General features: G+C 68.2%; 14 protein-coding genes. All 14 read left to right on the forward strand.

From position 1 onward, the window contains the following. The first annotated feature begins 69 nt into the window (after window positions 1–69). Window positions 70–1,386: a proline--tRNA ligase gene (gene proS / locus A2790_RS15625; protein WP_293393442.1), complete on the forward strand. Its 1,317-nt coding sequence runs from the start codon at window positions 70–72 to the stop codon at window positions 1,384–1,386. Continuing rightward, entirely contained in the window at window positions 1,383–2,678 is a 1,296-nt protein-coding gene (locus A2790_RS15630; protein WP_293393444.1) for a lipoprotein-releasing ABC transporter permease subunit, read from the forward strand. The genes proS and A2790_RS15630 overlap by 4 nt, the downstream gene beginning before the upstream one ends. Next, window positions 2,671–3,357 carry an ABC transporter ATP-binding protein gene (locus A2790_RS15635; RefSeq protein ID WP_293393446.1) on the forward strand — a complete coding sequence of 229 codons (687 nt, stop codon included), beginning with the start codon at window positions 2,671–2,673 and terminating at the stop codon, window positions 3,355–3,357. The genes A2790_RS15630 and A2790_RS15635 overlap by 8 nt, the downstream gene beginning before the upstream one ends. 8 nt (window positions 3,358–3,365) lie before the next feature. After that, complete coding sequence (locus A2790_RS15640; RefSeq protein WP_293393448.1) at window positions 3,366–4,325, forward strand: nucleoside hydrolase; 960 nt, start codon at window positions 3,366–3,368, stop codon at window positions 4,323–4,325. 180 nt (window positions 4,326–4,505) lie between these two features. Then, window positions 4,506–5,381 (forward strand): 30S ribosomal protein S2, encoded by an 876-nt coding sequence (rpsB, locus tag A2790_RS15645; protein ID WP_293393450.1) that lies wholly within the window; start codon window positions 4,506–4,508, stop codon window positions 5,379–5,381. A 182-nt stretch (window positions 5,382–5,563) separates the two neighbouring features. Beyond that, window positions 5,564–6,499 (forward strand): translation elongation factor Ts, encoded by a 936-nt coding sequence (gene tsf / locus A2790_RS15650; protein ID WP_068875413.1) that lies wholly within the window; start codon window positions 5,564–5,566, stop codon window positions 6,497–6,499. Window positions 6,500–6,588: 89 nt separating this feature from the next. Next, a complete protein-coding gene (pyrH, locus tag A2790_RS15655) occupies window positions 6,589–7,305 on the forward strand; it encodes a UMP kinase (RefSeq protein ID WP_293393451.1) in 717 nt (238 codons plus the stop codon). A 47-nt stretch (window positions 7,306–7,352) separates the two neighbouring features. Then, a complete protein-coding gene (frr, locus tag A2790_RS15660; protein WP_293393453.1) occupies window positions 7,353–7,919 on the forward strand; it encodes a ribosome recycling factor in 567 nt (188 codons plus the stop codon). A 27-nt stretch (window positions 7,920–7,946) separates the two neighbouring features. Continuing rightward, window positions 7,947–8,726, forward strand: coding sequence for a polyprenyl diphosphate synthase (uppS, locus tag A2790_RS15665; protein WP_293393455.1), 780 nt, complete (start codon window positions 7,947–7,949; stop codon window positions 8,724–8,726). After that, complete coding sequence (locus tag A2790_RS15670; RefSeq protein WP_293393457.1) at window positions 8,686–9,546, forward strand: phosphatidate cytidylyltransferase; 861 nt, start codon at window positions 8,686–8,688, stop codon at window positions 9,544–9,546. Before uppS ends, A2790_RS15670 begins: the two co-directional genes overlap by 41 nt. Beyond that, window positions 9,534–10,727 (forward strand): 1-deoxy-D-xylulose-5-phosphate reductoisomerase, encoded by a 1,194-nt coding sequence (dxr, locus tag A2790_RS15675; protein WP_293393459.1) that lies wholly within the window; start codon window positions 9,534–9,536, stop codon window positions 10,725–10,727. The genes A2790_RS15670 and dxr overlap by 13 nt, the downstream gene beginning before the upstream one ends. An 18-nt stretch (window positions 10,728–10,745) precedes the next feature. Beyond that, the gene (locus tag A2790_RS15680) at window positions 10,746–11,960 is read left to right on the forward strand and encodes a M50 family metallopeptidase (RefSeq protein WP_293393461.1); all 1,215 of its coding nucleotides are present in this window, start codon (window positions 10,746–10,748) and stop codon (window positions 11,958–11,960) included. 29 nt (window positions 11,961–11,989) lie between these two features. Further along, entirely contained in the window at window positions 11,990–14,428 is a 2,439-nt protein-coding gene (bamA, locus tag A2790_RS15685) for an outer membrane protein assembly factor BamA (RefSeq protein ID WP_293393463.1), read from the forward strand. Window positions 14,429–14,433: 5 nt separating this feature from the next. Beyond that, window positions 14,434–15,044, forward strand: a 611-nt coding sequence (locus A2790_RS15690) for an OmpH family outer membrane protein (RefSeq protein WP_293393465.1), incomplete at its 3' end; no start/stop codon positions are given.

Below are 15,044 nucleotides of genomic sequence, written 5' to 3' on the forward strand. Positions count from 1 at the left end.
ATCGTTGCCAAGGTTCCAGCGGCAAGGCTATCAGGTCGCCTCCTGCTGACCTGAGAGCCCCAGATTCCGATGCGCCTTTCGCGATACTTCATGCCGACCCTTCGCGAGGCGCCCGCCGACGCGCAGATCGTGTCGCACCAGCTGATGCTGCGCGCGGGCCTCATCCGCCAGGAGGCGGCCGGCATCTACGCCTGGCTGCCGCTGGGCCTGAAGGTGCTGAAGAAGATCGAGCAGGTGGTCCGCGAGGAGATGAACCGCGCCGGCGCGGTCGAGATCCTGATGCCGACCCTGCAGCTCGCCGACCTTTGGCGCGAGAGCGGCCGCTACGAGGCCTATGGCGACGAGATGCTGCGCATCAAGGACCGCCACGAGCGGGACCTGCTGTACGGGCCCACGGCGGAGGAGGTCGTGACCGATATATTCCGCAGTTACATCAAGTCCTACAAGGACTTGCCGAAAAATCTTTACAACATCCAGTGGAAGTTCCGCGACGAGCGTCGGCCCCGGTTCGGGGTGATGCGCGGCCGCGAATTCCTGATGAAGGACGCCTATAGCTTCGACATCGACGAGGCGGCGGCGCGCCGGTCATACAACCGGATGTTCCTGGCCTATCTCAACGTCTATGCGCGGCTGGGGCTCAAGGCGATCCCCGTGCGGGCCGACACCGGCCCGATCGGCGGCGACCTCTCCCACGAGTTCATCATCCTGGCCGAGACCGGCGAGAGCGAGGTGTTCGCGCACCGCGACCTGGTCGAGATGGGCGCGCCCGGGCCAGACATCGACTGGGAGGGCGACCTGCAGCCGCTGGTCGACAAGCGGACCCAGCTCTACGCCGCCTCGGACGAGATGCACGATGCGGCCGCCTACGAGGCCCTGCCCGAAGACAAGCGGATGACCGCCCGCGGCATCGAGGTGGGTCACATCTTCTATTTCGGCACGAAGTACTCCGCGCCGATGAAGGCCAACGTCACGGGCCCGGACGGCAAGGACACGCCGGTGCAGATGGGCTCGTACGGCGTGGGCGTGTCGCGCCTGGTGGGCGGGATCATCGAGGCCAGCCACGATGACGCCGGCATCATCTGGCCCGACGCCGTCGCGCCCTTCGGGGCGGCGGTGCTGAACCTGCGCGTCGGCGACGCCGGCTGCGACGCGGTGTGCGAGCAGGCCTACAAGGCACTGAGCGAAGCCGGCCTCGACCCGCTGTACGACGACCGCGACGACCGGCCGGGCGCCAAGTTCGCGGCCACCGACCTCGTGGGCATCCCCTGGCAACTGATCGTCGGGCCCAAGGGCGTGGCGGATGGCGTCGTGGAGCTGAAGCGCCGGGCCGGCGGGGAGCGCCAGACCCTGCCGCTGGATGCGGCGCTCAAGGTCATCACTGGATGAACCAACCCTCCGCCGTCACGGGCGGCCGCGCCGCCCCGTTCGGCCTTTGGGAGCGCATGCTCGCCGGCCGCTACCTGCGGGCCAAGCGGCATCAGGGCGGCGTGGCGCTGATCTCGATCATCTCCTTCGTCGGCATCATGCTGGCGGTGGCGACGCTGATCATCGTCATGTCGGTGATGAACGGATTCCGCAGCGAGCTGCTGGGCCGGATCCTGGGCTTCCAGGGCCACGTGTTCGTGACCGGCGGCGTGCTGGACGGCGCCGAGCGCGACCGGGCGGCGGCGGCGATCCTCAAGGTGCCGGGTGTCACCCAGGCGGCGCCGATCATCGAGGCCCAGGCCATCGCCATCGGGCCCAGCCAGATCACCGGCGCCCTGGTGCGGGGGATCGGGCCGAAGGACCTGCGCGAGACGACGCTGGTCTCGGGCAACATCACCCAGGGTTCGCTGAAGGGCTTCGGCGAGGGGGAATACGGCGGCGACGTGATCGTGCTGGGCGAGCGGCTGGCGCAGCAGCTGGGCGTGCGGCCGGGCGACGCGGTGACCCTGATCTCGCCGGCGGGCGGCGCCACCGCCTTCGGCGGCACCCCGCTGCAGAAGCCCTACACGGTGGGCGCCACGTTCAGCGTGGGAATGAGCCAGTACGACCAGGCCTACATCTACATGCCGCTGGCCCAGGCCCAGCTGTTCTTTGGCCGGGAGGACACGGCGGACGCCATCGAGGTGCGGGTGAGCAACCCCGACCAGGCTGCGAAGCTGAAGGGGCCGATCGCAAAGGCGGTCGGGCCTGCGGCGATCGTCAATGACTGGACGCAGCGCGACAGCTCGTTCTGGGGCGCGCTGAAGGTCGAGCGCAACGTGATGCGGCTGATCCTGATGCTGCTGGTGGCCATCGCGGCCATGAACATCATCTCGGGCCTCGTCATGCTGGTGAAGAACAAGGGCCGGGACATCGCCATCCTGCGGACCATGGGGGCGGGGCAGGGGTCCATCCTGCGCATCTTCTTCATGGCCGGGGCCGGGGTCGGCGCCCTGGGCACGGCGGCGGGCCTGATCATCGGGGTGCTGTTCTGCGCCTACATCGGGCCGATCCAGGGCTTCGTGGAATATGTCACCGGCCAGGCGGTGTTCGCCTCGGACGTCTATTACCTGTCGCGCATCCCGGCCAAGGTGGACTGGGCCGAGGTGGCCCTGATCGTCTCCTGGTCGCTGGGCATGAGCTTCCTGGCCACCCTGCCGCCCTCGTGGCGGGCCTCGCGCCTCGATCCGGTAGAGGCGCTGCGCTATGAGTGAGCCCGTGCTGTCCATCCGCGGGCTGGAGCGGACGTACGTGACCGCCGCGGGCGCGCTGACCGTGCTGCGCGGGGTGGACCTGGACGTGCGGCCCGGAGAGATCGTCGGGCTGATCGGGCCGTCGGGCTCGGGCAAGTCCAGCCTGCTGCACGCGGCAGGCCTGCTGGAACATCCCAACGCCGGCAAGATCTCGATCCAGGGCGTCGACTGCTCGAACCTGGGCGAGCGGGAGCGCACGCGGGTGCGCCTGGCGACCATCGGCTTCGTCTACCAGTTCCACCACCTGCTGCCGGAGTTCTCGGCGCTGGACAACGTGGCCCTGCCGATGATGATCGCCGGCGTCGACCGGAGGATCGCCGGCGAGCGGGCGACGAAGCTTCTGGCGGACCTGGGCCTGAAGGACCGGGTGCATCACCAGCCGGCGCAGCTGTCGGGCGGGGAGCAGCAACGCGTGGCGATCGCCCGGGCCCTGGCCAATTCGCCCCGGCTGCTGCTGGCGGACGAGCCCACGGGCAACCTGGATCCGACGACCTCGGGCGCGGTATTCGAGAACCTCTATGCCTTGGCCAGGAGCCAGGGGGTGGCCGCCGTGGTCGCCACCCACAATCTGGAGCTCGCCAGCCACATGGACCGCGTGTTCGCGCTGAAGGACGGCCACCTGGAAGAGCAGGCGCGCTGACGGGCCCCATGCGCCTGATCGTCGATACCGACACCGCCGGCGACGATGTGTTCTCGCTGATGATCGCCCTGACGCGGCCGGGCGTCAGCGTGGAGGCCATCACCATCGCCCACGGCAACGTCGGCTTCGCCCAGCACGCGGAGAACGCCCTGGCGACGCTGGAGGCGTGCGGGCGGGGCGGGGAGGTTCCGGTCTATCTGGGGGCGGCGCGGCCGCTGAGCCGGACGCCGCTGGCGGCGAGCTATGTGTTCGGGGCCGACGGGATGAGCGACAGCGGCTTTCCGCGCGCCGCCCAGCGGCCCGCGCCGGGTGAGGCGGCGGACCAGATCGTCCGGCGGATCATGGCGGAGCCTGGCGAGATCACCCTGCTGGCCCAGGCGCCGCTGACCAACCTGGCGCTGGCGGTGATGATGGAGCCCCGGATCGCGCAGGCCTGCCGCCATCTCTGGATCATGGGCGGGACGGACAACGGGGTCGGCAACGTGACCCCGGCGGCCGAGTACAACCTCTATGTGGACCCGGAGGCGGCGAAGATCGTGCTGGGGGCCGGGTTCGACGTCTCGATCGTCACCTGGACCGAGACCCTGCGCGATGGCCTGCTGACCCTGGACCAGCTCGGCGAACTGGCGGCGCTGGAGACGCCGCGGTCGCGGTTCTTCATGGCGGTGAACCGCGCCTCGCTGGCCTTCGCGCAGAAGACGCAAGGGCTGGGCGGCAGCCTGCATCCCGACGCCCTGACCTGCGCGCTCGCGCTGGACGAAGCGCTGATCCTGGACGCCGAAATGTGCGCCGTGGACGTGGAAACCAAGGGCGAGCTGACCCGCGGCTACCTCAGCGTCTCGCACCCGATCCTGCCCGACGCCGAGCTCGCCGACCCCGATCTGCCGGGCAAGCCCCCGAACGCCCGGGTGATCAAGTCTGCCGACCGGGCGGGCTTCTTCGCGGCGATGAAGGCGGCCTTGGTCTAGGACGCGGACCACCCGGGGCTGGTGGCTTGATTTTTCGCCGCTTTCCCCCTACATGCGCCGCTCCAATCCACACGCAGGTGTTCGGCTTGGCCGGGGAGACATCCCGTCCTAGTCCGTTCCGGTCCTCTTCGGAGGGTTTGCCTGCGGCGGTCCAACCGGAAGAAAGACGAGACACAGACTATGGCTCTGCCTGAATTCTCCATGCGCCAGCTCCTGGAAGCCGGCGCCCACTTCGGCCACCAGACGCACCGCTGGAACCCGAAGATGGACAAGTACATCTTCGGCTCGCGCTCCAACATCCACATCATCGACCTGTCGCAGTCGATCCCGCTGCTGCACCAAGCGCTGGTGAAGGTGCGCGAAGTCGCCGCCGGCGGCGGCCGCATCCTGTTCGTGGGCACCAAGCGCCAGGCGTCGGAGCCGATCGCCACGGCCGCGCGCCGCTGCGCCCAGTACTATGTGAACCACCGCTGGCTGGGCGGCACGCTCACCAACTGGCGCACCGTGTCGGGCTCGATCGCGCGCCTGCGCGAAGTCGACAGCCTGGTGGCCGGCGAAGGCCAGGGCCGTTCCAAGAAGGAACTGCTGCAGCTGACGCGCGAGCGCGACAAGCTGGAGCTGTCGCTCGGCGGCATCAAGGACATGGGCGGCATCCCCGACCTGATGTTCGTGATCGACACCAACAAGGAAGCGATCGCGATCCAGGAAGCCCGGAAGCTGAACATCCCGGTCATCGCCATCCTGGACACCAACTCGAACCCGGACGGGATCACCTATCCGATCCCCGGCAACGACGACGCCGCCCGTGCGATCCAGCTGTACTGCGACCTGCTGGCCGACGCCGTCCTGGACGGCCTGGCCGCTGGCCAGTCGGCGGCGGGCGTCGACCTGGGCGCTTCGGAGGCTCCCATCGAGCCGACCCTGGCGCGTGAGCTGACGCCGGAAGCTGTGGCCGAGCCCGAGGTCACCGCGCCCGAAGCTGCGGCCCTCGAAGCCGAGATGACCGGCGCCGAAGCTCCCGCGGCGGATGCGGCGAGCGAAGAACAGGCCGGCTGAGCGCCCCGAGCCGTTTCACTCGTGAAAAGGCTCTGATCTGAAGCTTTAGAGAGTGATGGCCGCCAAAACCGCTCACACTTTTGGCTATCACTCTCTAGGGCGCTGAGCTGTCACAAAACCCTGACGGCGGGCCCTCACATGGGGGTCCGTCGTGATTCAACGAGACCTATAAGGAGCTGACCATGGCGGAAATCACCGCTGCGCTGGTCAAGGACCTGCGCGAAAAATCCGGCGCCGGCATGATGGACTGCAAGAAGGCCCTGACGGAGAACGGCGGCGACGTCGAAGCTTCCATGGACTGGCTGCGGACCAAGGGCCTAGCCAAGGCGGCCAAGAAGGCCGACCGCGCCGCCGCCGAGGGCCTGGTGGCCGGCAAGATCGCGGCCGACGGCAAGACCGGCGTGCTGGTCGAGTTCAACGCCGAGACCGACTTCGTCGCCAAGAACGACGGCTTCCAGAACGCCGCCCGCGAATTCGCGGACGTGGCGCTGGCGACCGACGGCGACGTGGAAGCCATCCGCGCCGCCAAGACCTCGAAGGGCGAAGTCGTCCAGGACGCGATCACCAACCTGATCGCAACCATCGGCGAGAACATGCAGCTGCGCCGCTCGGCCAAGCTGTCGGTCTCGCAGGGCGCCGTGTCGCTCTACCTGCACAACGCGCAGGGCGAAGGCGTGGCGCGCATGGGCGTGCTGGTGGCGATGGAAGGCGGCGGCGACGTGGCCAAGCTGCAGGACGTCGGGCGCAAGATCGCCATGCACGTGGCGGCCACCGCGCCGCTCGCGCTGTCGACGGACGAGCTCGATCCCGAGGTCGTGGCCAAGGAGCGCGAGATCCAGACGCAGACGGCGATGGAATCGGGCAAGCCCCGCGAGATCGCCGAGAAGATGGTCGAGGGCCGGATCCGCAAGTGGCAGGAAGAAGTGGTGCTGCTGAAGCAACCCTTCGTCATGAACCCGGACCAGACCATCGAGCAGCTGGTCGCCGAGACCGCCAAGGAAACCGGCGCGCCGGCGGCCCTGAAGGCCTTCGTGCGCTTCGCCCTCGGCGAAGGCGTCGAGAAGGCCCCGGAAGGCGACTTCGCCGCCGAAGTGGCGTCGATGACCGGCAAGGCCTAAGACCTACCGACTGACTCCCAGGGGCGCGGCGCGTTAGACGCACCGCGCCCTTGTTGTATGTTCTCCCAGCTGCTCAGGATAATCGACTCATGGCCGACGCCCCCCGCTACAAGCGCATCCTCCTGAAGCTCTCGGGCGAGGCGGGTGTCGGCGGCGACGGCTTCGGGATCGATCCCAAGACCCTGGGCGCTGTCTGCGAGGAGATCGCCCAGGTCGTGAAGGCCGGCGTGCAGGTCTGCGTGGTCGTGGGCGGGGGCAACATCTTCCGCGGCGCGGCCCTGGCCGAGGCGGGCATGGAACGCGCCAGCGCCGACTACATGGGCATGCTGGCGACGGTGATGAACGCCCTGGCCCTGCAGGCCTCGCTGGAGAAGCTGGGCGTCTATACGCGCGTGCAGTCGGCCATTCCGATGGAAGCGGTGTGCGAGCCCTACATCCGCCGCCGGGCGCTGCGGCACCTGGAAAAGGGACGGGTGGTGATCTTCGCCGCCGGTGTAGGCGCGCCGTTCTTCACCACCGATTCGGGCGCGGCGCTGCGCGCGGCCGAGATGGGCTGCGAGGCGCTGTTCAAGGGCACCAGCGTCGACGGCGTCTACACCGCCGACCCGAAGAAGGACGCCGGAGCCAAGCGCTACGAGACCCTGAGCTATCACGACGTCCTGGCCAACAACCTCAAGGTCATGGACGCCTCCGCGGTCAGCCTGATGCGCGAGAACCATATCCCGATCGTGGTGTTCAACATCCGCGAGCGGGGCAACCTCCTGAAGGTCCTCAACGGCGAAGGCGTCTTCACGACCATCGCCTAGCCGCTAAACTCGGCCCCCAAAGACATTCCCGAGACGGAGACGCCGCCATGGCCACGACCGAAAAGCCCGTGCTTTCGAAGTACAAGGACCGCATGGACAAGGCCGTCGCGGCGCTGCAGGAGGAGTTTGGCTCCCTGCGGACCGGCCGCGCGTCGGTCAGCCTGCTCGACCAGATCCGCGTCGACGCCTACGGCTCGTCCACCCCGCTGAACCAGGTGGGCGCGATCAGCGTCCCCGAGCCGCGCATGATCACCATCAATGTGTGGGACCGGGCCCTGGTGGTGTCGGTGGAAAAGGCGATCCGCGCCTCGGACCTCGGCCTGAACCCCGTGGTCGACGGCACCACGCTGCGCCTGCCGATCCCGCCACTCACCGAAGATCGCCGGAAGGAACTGGCGAAGCTGGCCGGGAAGTACGCCGAGCAGCAGCGGGTGGCCGTGCGCAACGTGCGCCGCGACGCCAACGAAGACTGCCGCAAGGCCCAGAAGGATGGCGTCATCAGCCAGGACGAGGAGAAGCGTTTCGAGGCTGACGTGCAGAAGATCACCGACGAAGCCATCAAGCGCGTGGACGAAGCCTTGAAAACAAAAGAACAAGAGATCATGCACGTTTGACGCCCGCGTAAGGACCAGCGTTCCCTCATGGCCGCCGCCGAGAAGCCACCGTCCGCGGACGCCCCAAGGGATGACCAGGGGCGAGCACCGCCCCTGCACGTCGCGATCGTCATGGATGGCAACGGACGCTGGGCCAAGCAACGCGGCCTGCCGCGGTCGCTGGGCCATCGGGCCGGGGTGGAGGCGCTGAAGCGCACCGTCTCCGCCGCCGCGAAGCTGGGCGTCGGCTCGCTCACGGTCTTCGGCTTCTCCACGGAGAACTGGAGCCGCCCCGCGGCCGAGGTCGCCGAGCTCATGGCGCTGCCCAAGCGCTATTTCGAGACCGACTTGGCCCGCCTGCACCGCGAGGGCGTGCGGGTGCGGGTGATCGGCCGCCGGGACGGACTGTCGAACGACCTCCTCAAGCTGATCGACGACGCGCGCGAGCGGACGAAGGACAACACGGCCTTCAACCTGAACATCGCCTTCAACTACGGCGGCCAGGCCGACATCACCGACGCGGCGCGCCGGTTCGCCGAGGACGTGGCCGCCGGCCTTCGCAGCCCGGGCGACCTCGACGAGGCGCTGTTCGGCAGCCTGCTGGCCACGGCCGGCACGCCACCGCCGGATCTGATCGTGCGGCCGTCGGGCGAGCAGCGGCTCTCCAACTTCCTCCTGTGGGAAGCGGCCTACGCCGAACTGGTGTTCCAGGACGTGCTGTGGCCCGATTACGGCGAGGAACACCTGAAGGCGGCGCTGGCGGAATTCGCCGCGCGGGATCGGCGCTATGGCGCAATCGTTGCCGATGACGTCCTCGCCGCCGGCTAAGCGGTTCGACTGGACCAACCTCGGCCTGCGCGTTGCGTCGGCCGTGGTGCTGGTGCCAGCCGCGCTCGCCGCCGCCTGGTTCGGCGGGTGGCCGTACCTGGTGCTGATCGCTATCGGCGTCGCGTTGCTGGCGATCGAGTGGGGCGGCATGACCGCGCCCGTGGCGCCGACGCGCGTCGCCGCGGCCGTTGCGGCCGCCGTTTTAATCGCTGTTTTCGTGGGTTACCGCGGCGACTTCATCTGGGCCTGGGGCGCCATCGCCCTGACGGCGGCCGGCGCGGCCGTGGTGGCGCGGGGTGTCGCCGAGCGGCCGGCGGACGCCGCGTTCGGGGTGCTCTACATCGCGCCGGCGGCCCTGTGCCTGGTCTGGCTGCGCGACTCCGACAAGCTCATGTCCCACCAGGGGCACTGGTGGATCATGATGCTGTTCGCCGCCACCTGGGCCGCCGACATCGGCGCGTTCGCCGTCGGCAGTACGCTGAAAGGGCCGAAGCTCTGGCCCCGGTTCTCGCCCAACAAGACGTGGTCCGGCTTCATCGGCGGGCTGGCGGCGGCGACGGCGGCGGGCAGCCTGATGGCCGGCATGTCGGTGTTCCAGCTCAACGTCTGGGCCGCCGCGTTCATCGGCCTGGCCGTCGGCCTGGCGACCATGGCCGGAGATCTCTGGGAATCGGCGATCAAGCGCCGCTTCGGGGTGAAGGACTCGGGAGACCTGATCCCGGGCCATGGCGGGTTGCTGGATCGCGTCGATGGGCTGATGTTCGCCGTCGTGGTGATGGCCGCGCTGCGGCTCGCCAACCATTTGGGATGGGGACATTGAGCCTGCCGCGGAAGGTCAGCGTCCTGGGCTCCACGGGATCCATCGGGGTCTCGACCCTGGACCTGTTCGACCAGGCGGGGGTCGAGGTCGAGATGGTCGGCCTGGTGGCGGGCCGCAACGTCGCGCGGCTGGCCGAACAGGCGCTCCGCTGGCGTCCCCAGCTCGCCGTGATCGAGGACGAGGCCCTGCTGCCGGAGCTGCGGGAGCGGCTCAAGGGATCCGGCATCGCGACGGCCGCGGGCGCGCAGGCGGTCAGCGACGTGGCGTCGGCCGACGCCCAGTGGGTGATGTCGGCCATCGTCGGCTTTGCGGGCCTGGCCCCGACCCTTGCCGCAGCGAAGGCCGGCGCGGTCATCGCCCTCGCCAACAAGGAGAGTCTGGTCTGCGCCGGGCCCTCGCTGCTGCGCACCGCCAAGCTGGCCGGGGGCGCCGTGGTGCCGGTGGATTCGGAGCACTCGGCGATCTTCCAGGTCCTGGATCCGCAGGCCGCGGCCCACGTTTCGCGACTGATCCTGACCTCGTCCGGAGGCCCGTTCCGCGACGCCAGCCGCGAGGACATGGCGAAGGCGACGCTCGAACAAGCCCTGGCCCATCCGAACTTCTCGATGGGGGCCAAGATCTCGATCGATTCCGCGACGATGATGAACAAGGGCCTCGAGGTAATCGAGGCCGCCTACCTGTTCTCCATGCCGCCCGAGCGGATCGAGGTCCTGGTCCACCCGCAGCAGATCATCCACAGCCTGGTGGAGTACGCCGACGGCTCGACGCTGGCGCAGCTGGGCCCGCCGGACATGCGCCCGCCCATCGCCTGCGCCTTCGCCTGGCCCGACCGCCTGCCGTGGCCGGCGCCCAAGCTGGACCTGGTCACCGCGGGACCGCTCACGTTCCAGCACCCGGATCCGAAGAAGTTTCCGGCGCTCTCCATCGCCAAGCAGGCGCTGACCGCGGGCGGTCAGGCCCCCGCGGCGATGAATGCGGCGAACGAGCGCGCCGTCTCGGCATTCCTTGACCGGCGCATCCGCTTTCTCGATATCCCCAACGTGGTGGCGGAAACCCTCGAGCGGATGGACCGCAGCCAGACCTTTTCCACCGCCAACGATGCGGTGGAAAGCGCGCGCGAAACCGATGCTGCGGCCCGCCGCACGGCCGACGAAGTCGTAAGCGGGCTTTTTGCCGCCTGATGGAGTAGAAGCGCCCTCATGCAATTGGTGCAGAACGTTCTGCTCTACGTCATCCCGTTCCTTCTGGTGATCGGGGTGGTCATCACCGTCCACGAGCTTGGACACTTCCTGGCGGCCAAGGCCCTGGGGACCAAGATCGACCGCTTTGCGATCGGGTTCGGCCGGTCGATCGCCGCCTGGACCGACAAGTCCGGCGTCGAATGGCGGCTGGGCTGGCTGCCGATCGGCGGCTACGTGCGCTTCGCCGGCGACGACAACGCCGCCAGCATCCCCGACGCGAACGACCTGGCCGAGATGCGGCGCAAGCTCATCGACGAGGGCAGGGGCGCCGAGATCCAGCGCTACTTCCATTTCAAGCCCATCTGGCAGCGGGCAGTCATCGTCGCCGCCGGCCCGATCGCCAACTTCCTGCTGGCCATCGTGGTCTTCGCCACCCTGCTGATGGCGTTCGGCGAGCCGGTGAGCTCGACGCGCGTGGACAGCGTCGTCGCCGGCAGCCCCGCCGAGCAGGCGGGCTTCCGCAAGGGCGACGTGATTCTCACCGTGAACGGGCGCGAGGTCGAGAGCTTCCAGGCCCTGACCGAGAAGATCATCCTCAGCTCGGACACGCCGCTGAACTTCGTCGTGCGGCGCGGGGAGGCGGAGGTGGCCATCGTCGCCACGCCGCGGCGCGGCCCGGTCGTGGACCAACTGGGCAAGACCCACATGCTGGGCAAGCTTGGCCTGGGACACGAGAATCGGCCCGGCGACGTGAGCTTCCGGCGCTACAATTTCCCTGAGGCGGTGGCCGGCGGCGTCGAGCGGACGGTGACGACCATCACGCGGACCGTCGTCTACATCGGCCGCCTGATCGGCGGGCGCGAAAAGGCGGACCAACTGGCCGGCCCGCTGGGCATGGCCCAGCTTTCGGGCGACCTGACCAAGCGCGCGGCGGCTGAGTCGCCCGATGCCGGCACGTTCGTGCTGAATGGCCTGCTGACGATCTTTCAGCTGATCGGCGTGATCTCGGTGGGCATCGGATTCATGAACCTGCTGCCGGTTCCGGTGCTGGATGGGGGCCATCTCGTGTTCTACGCATACGAGGCGGTCGCGCGGCGCCCTCTTGCCGCCAAGGTTCAGGCCACAGGATACAGGGTGGGTCTTGCGCTTGTTCTCAGTTTGATGTTGTTCGCCACCTGGAACGATTTGCAGCGCCTGCGTGTGTTCAATCTGTTCGGCGGCCTATTCTCTTAGGCCCGTTCGTCCCTCAAACGGCTGATTCGATGCTTAGAACCCGCGCCTCCCGCGCCGCGCTTGCCTCCGGTCTTGCCCTGCTTCTGGGGACAACCGCTCTTGTCGCGCCTGGCGTGGCTGCGGCCCAACAGACGCAAGGGGGCGTGGTGCAGCGCATCCTCGTCCAGGGCAACGAGCGGATCGAGCCGTCGACCGTGATCTCCTATCTGCCGGTCGGACCTGGCGAGCCGGTCGACGCGGCCAAGCTCGACCTGGCCATCAAGGCCCTGTTCCGCACCGACCTGTTCTCGGATGTCTCGGTCAACTTCCAGAACGGCGACCTGATCGTCACCGTGGTCGAGAACCCGATCATCAACCGGGTGATCTTCGAGGGGAACAAGGGGCTCAAGGAGGACAAGCTGCGCGACGAGGTGACCGTGCGTCCGCGCGGCATCTTCACCCGCGCCAAGGTCCAGGGCGACGTGCAGCGGATCGTCGAGCTCTACCGGCGCTCAGGCCGGATCTCGGCCAATGTGACGCCGCAGATCATCGAGCTGCCCCAGAAGCGAGTGGACCTGATCTTCAAGATCGAGGAGGGGCCCAAGAGCGGGATCCTCTCGGTCAACTTCCTGGGCAACAAGGCGTTCTCGGACAACGACCTGCGCGACGTGGTCGTCACCGAGGAGACGCGCTGGTTCAAGTTCTTCTCCAGCAACGCCAACTACGACCCCGACCGGCTGGAATACGACAAGGAGCAGCTGCGCAAGCACTACCGCAACCGCGGCTACTACGACTTCCGGGTCACCTCGGCGGTGGCCGAGCTGGCGCCCGACAAGAACGGCTTCGTCGTCACCTACAACGTCGATGAAGGGCCCCGGTACAAGTTCGGCAAGGTGACCGTCGAAACCGAGCTGCAGAAGCTCGACAAGGAGGTCCTGACCGCGCTGATCCCGATCCGCAGCGGGCAGGAGTACCAGGACGAGTCGATCGAGACGGCCACCGACGCCCTGACCTTCGCGGCGGGCGCCGCAGGCTTCGCGTTCGTCGACGTGCGGCCGCGCTACACCCCGGACCGCGACAAGGGGACCGTGGACGTCACCTTCCAGGTCCGCGAGGGCCCGCGGGTCTACGTCGACCGCATCGATATCGTCGGCAACACCCAGACGCTGGACTACGTGATCCGCCGCGAGATGAGCGTGGTTGAAGGCGACGCCTACAACCGCGCCCTGGTCGACCGGTCGCGGCGCCAGATCCGGGCCCTGGGCTACTTCAAGGAAGTCGATATCAGCGAAGTGCCGGGCTCCGCGCCCGACCGCACCGCGCTGCAGGTGAAGGTCGAAGAGCAGCCGACCGGCGAGCTCTCGTTCAGCGCCGGCTACTCGTCCGTCGACCAGCTCGTGCTGGATCTCGGCATCTCGCAGCGCAACTTCCGGGGCCGCGGCCAGGATGTCCGCGCGCGGGTGTCGGTGGGTTCGCTGCGCCAGCAGCTGGACTTCTCCTTCACCGAGCCGCGCTTCCTCAACCGCGATGTGGCGGCGGGTATCGACCTCTACGGCTACCGCTACGACCTGTCGGAGTACTCCGCCTACAAGACCACGACCTACGGCACGACGTTCCGGGCCAACTTCCCGCTCAGCATCGATGCCCGCGGCGCCGTGCGATACACGCTGCGCCAGGACGAGATCGAGATCGACGACTTCTACTGCGACCCCACCTCGGGGGCGATCATCTCGCGGGCGTTCTGCGACCAGGTTGGCACCTTCCTCACCTCGCTGGTGGGTTATGGCGCGCGCCTCGACCGCCGGAACGACTACCTGAACCCGACGCGCGGGTTCTACGTGGACTTCAACCAGGACGTGGCGGGTCTCGGCGGCGACGTGAACTTCGTGCGCACCGACCTGGAAACCGGCTGGTTCCATGGGTTCAACAAGGACTTCATCCTCTCGGTGACCGGCTCGGCCGGCTACGTGGTCGGGTGGGCCGGGGACAAGGTCCGGATCAACGACCGCTACTACAAAGGCGGCCTGAACTTCCGCGGCTTCGAGACCGCCGGTATCGGTCCGCGCGACACGTCGACGACCCAGGCGGACGCCCTGGGGGGCAAGATGTACGCCATCGGCACCGTCGAACTGACCGTGCCGACCTTCCTGCCCGAGCAATACGGGATCAAGGCGGCGCTGTTCAGCGACTTCGGCACGCTGGGTAAGCTCGACAAGGAAGACAAGGTCTACCAGGCCGGCGACGTCGACTGCCTGCAGCCGTCGATCATCAGCCCGACCGATCCGACGCAGACGATTCCGAACTTCGCCACGCCGGGGACGCGGAACACCTGTATTCGGGACGACCTCTCGCTCCGGGCCTCGGCCGGCATCAGCGTCTTCTGGAAGTCGCCCATGGGGCCGATCCGCTTCGACTTCAGCCGCGTTTTGGCCAAGGAAGATTACGACAAGGAAGAAACCTTCCGGTTCTCCACTTCAACCAGGTTCTAAGCAAAATGACTTTCAAGACCTTCGCCGTGGCCGGCTGCGCCATGGCTCTCGCGCTCTCGGGCGCGGCTCCCGCCTTCGCTCAGCAGCCCGCCGCCGCGCCGGCCGCGCCCGCGGCGCCGGCCGTGACCCACGGCGCCCCGACGCCGGGCCTGTGCATCGTCTCGGTCGAAAACGCCATCGGCGCCTCGACGGTCGGCAAGTACGTCAACACCCGCCTTCAGCAGCTGGTCGCCCAGGTGAACGCGGAGCTCAACGCCGAGAAGACCGGCATCGACAACGACGCCAAGGCGCTCGACGGCCAGCGCGCCACGCTGGACCAGAACACCCTGGAACAGCGCGCGGCCGCCCTGCAGGTGCGCGCCAACGCCCTGCAGCGCAAGGCGCAGCAGCGTGACCGCGAGATCCAGGCGACCGAGCAGAAGGCGATCAACCGGGTCGGCACCGAGATGGAGCCGCTGATCCGGCAGGCCTATCAGCAGAAGCAGTGCTCGATGCTGATCAACCGCAACTCGATCATCCTGGGCAACCCGGCCTCGGACATCACCCCGCAGGTGGTTACGGCGCTGAACGCCAAGATCACCCAGTTCGCCTTCGATCGCGAACGGCTCGACGCGCC

It is taken from the genome of Phenylobacterium sp. RIFCSPHIGHO2_01_FULL_69_31 (assembly GCF_001824475.1).
GTDB lineage: Bacteria > Pseudomonadota > Alphaproteobacteria > Caulobacterales > Caulobacteraceae > Phenylobacterium.

What these genes read in the sequence shown, in the direction of transcription:
- proS (WP_293393442.1), top strand. Translation starts at nt 70, where the DNA reads ATGCGCCTTTCGCGATACTTCATGCCGACCCTTCGCGAGGCGCCCGCC.
- A2790_RS15630 (WP_293393444.1), top strand. Translation starts at nt 1,383, where the DNA reads ATGAACCAACCCTCCGCCGTCACGGGCGGCCGCGCCGCCCCGTTCGGC.
- A2790_RS15635 (WP_293393446.1), top strand. Translation starts at nt 2,671, where the DNA reads ATGAGTGAGCCCGTGCTGTCCATCCGCGGGCTGGAGCGGACGTACGTG.
- A2790_RS15640 (WP_293393448.1), top strand. Translation starts at nt 3,366, where the DNA reads ATGCGCCTGATCGTCGATACCGACACCGCCGGCGACGATGTGTTCTCG.
- rpsB (WP_293393450.1), top strand. Translation starts at nt 4,506, where the DNA reads ATGGCTCTGCCTGAATTCTCCATGCGCCAGCTCCTGGAAGCCGGCGCC.
- tsf (WP_068875413.1), top strand. Translation starts at nt 5,564, where the DNA reads ATGGCGGAAATCACCGCTGCGCTGGTCAAGGACCTGCGCGAAAAATCC.
- pyrH (WP_293393451.1), top strand. Translation starts at nt 6,589, where the DNA reads ATGGCCGACGCCCCCCGCTACAAGCGCATCCTCCTGAAGCTCTCGGGC.
- frr (WP_293393453.1), top strand. Translation starts at nt 7,353, where the DNA reads ATGGCCACGACCGAAAAGCCCGTGCTTTCGAAGTACAAGGACCGCATG.
- uppS (WP_293393455.1), top strand. Translation starts at nt 7,947, where the DNA reads ATGGCCGCCGCCGAGAAGCCACCGTCCGCGGACGCCCCAAGGGATGAC.
- A2790_RS15670 (WP_293393457.1), top strand. Translation starts at nt 8,686, where the DNA reads ATGGCGCAATCGTTGCCGATGACGTCCTCGCCGCCGGCTAAGCGGTTC.
- dxr (WP_293393459.1), top strand. Translation starts at nt 9,534, where the DNA reads ATGGGGACATTGAGCCTGCCGCGGAAGGTCAGCGTCCTGGGCTCCACG.
- A2790_RS15680 (WP_293393461.1), top strand. Translation starts at nt 10,746, where the DNA reads ATGCAATTGGTGCAGAACGTTCTGCTCTACGTCATCCCGTTCCTTCTG.
- bamA (WP_293393463.1), top strand. Translation starts at nt 11,990, where the DNA reads ATGCTTAGAACCCGCGCCTCCCGCGCCGCGCTTGCCTCCGGTCTTGCC.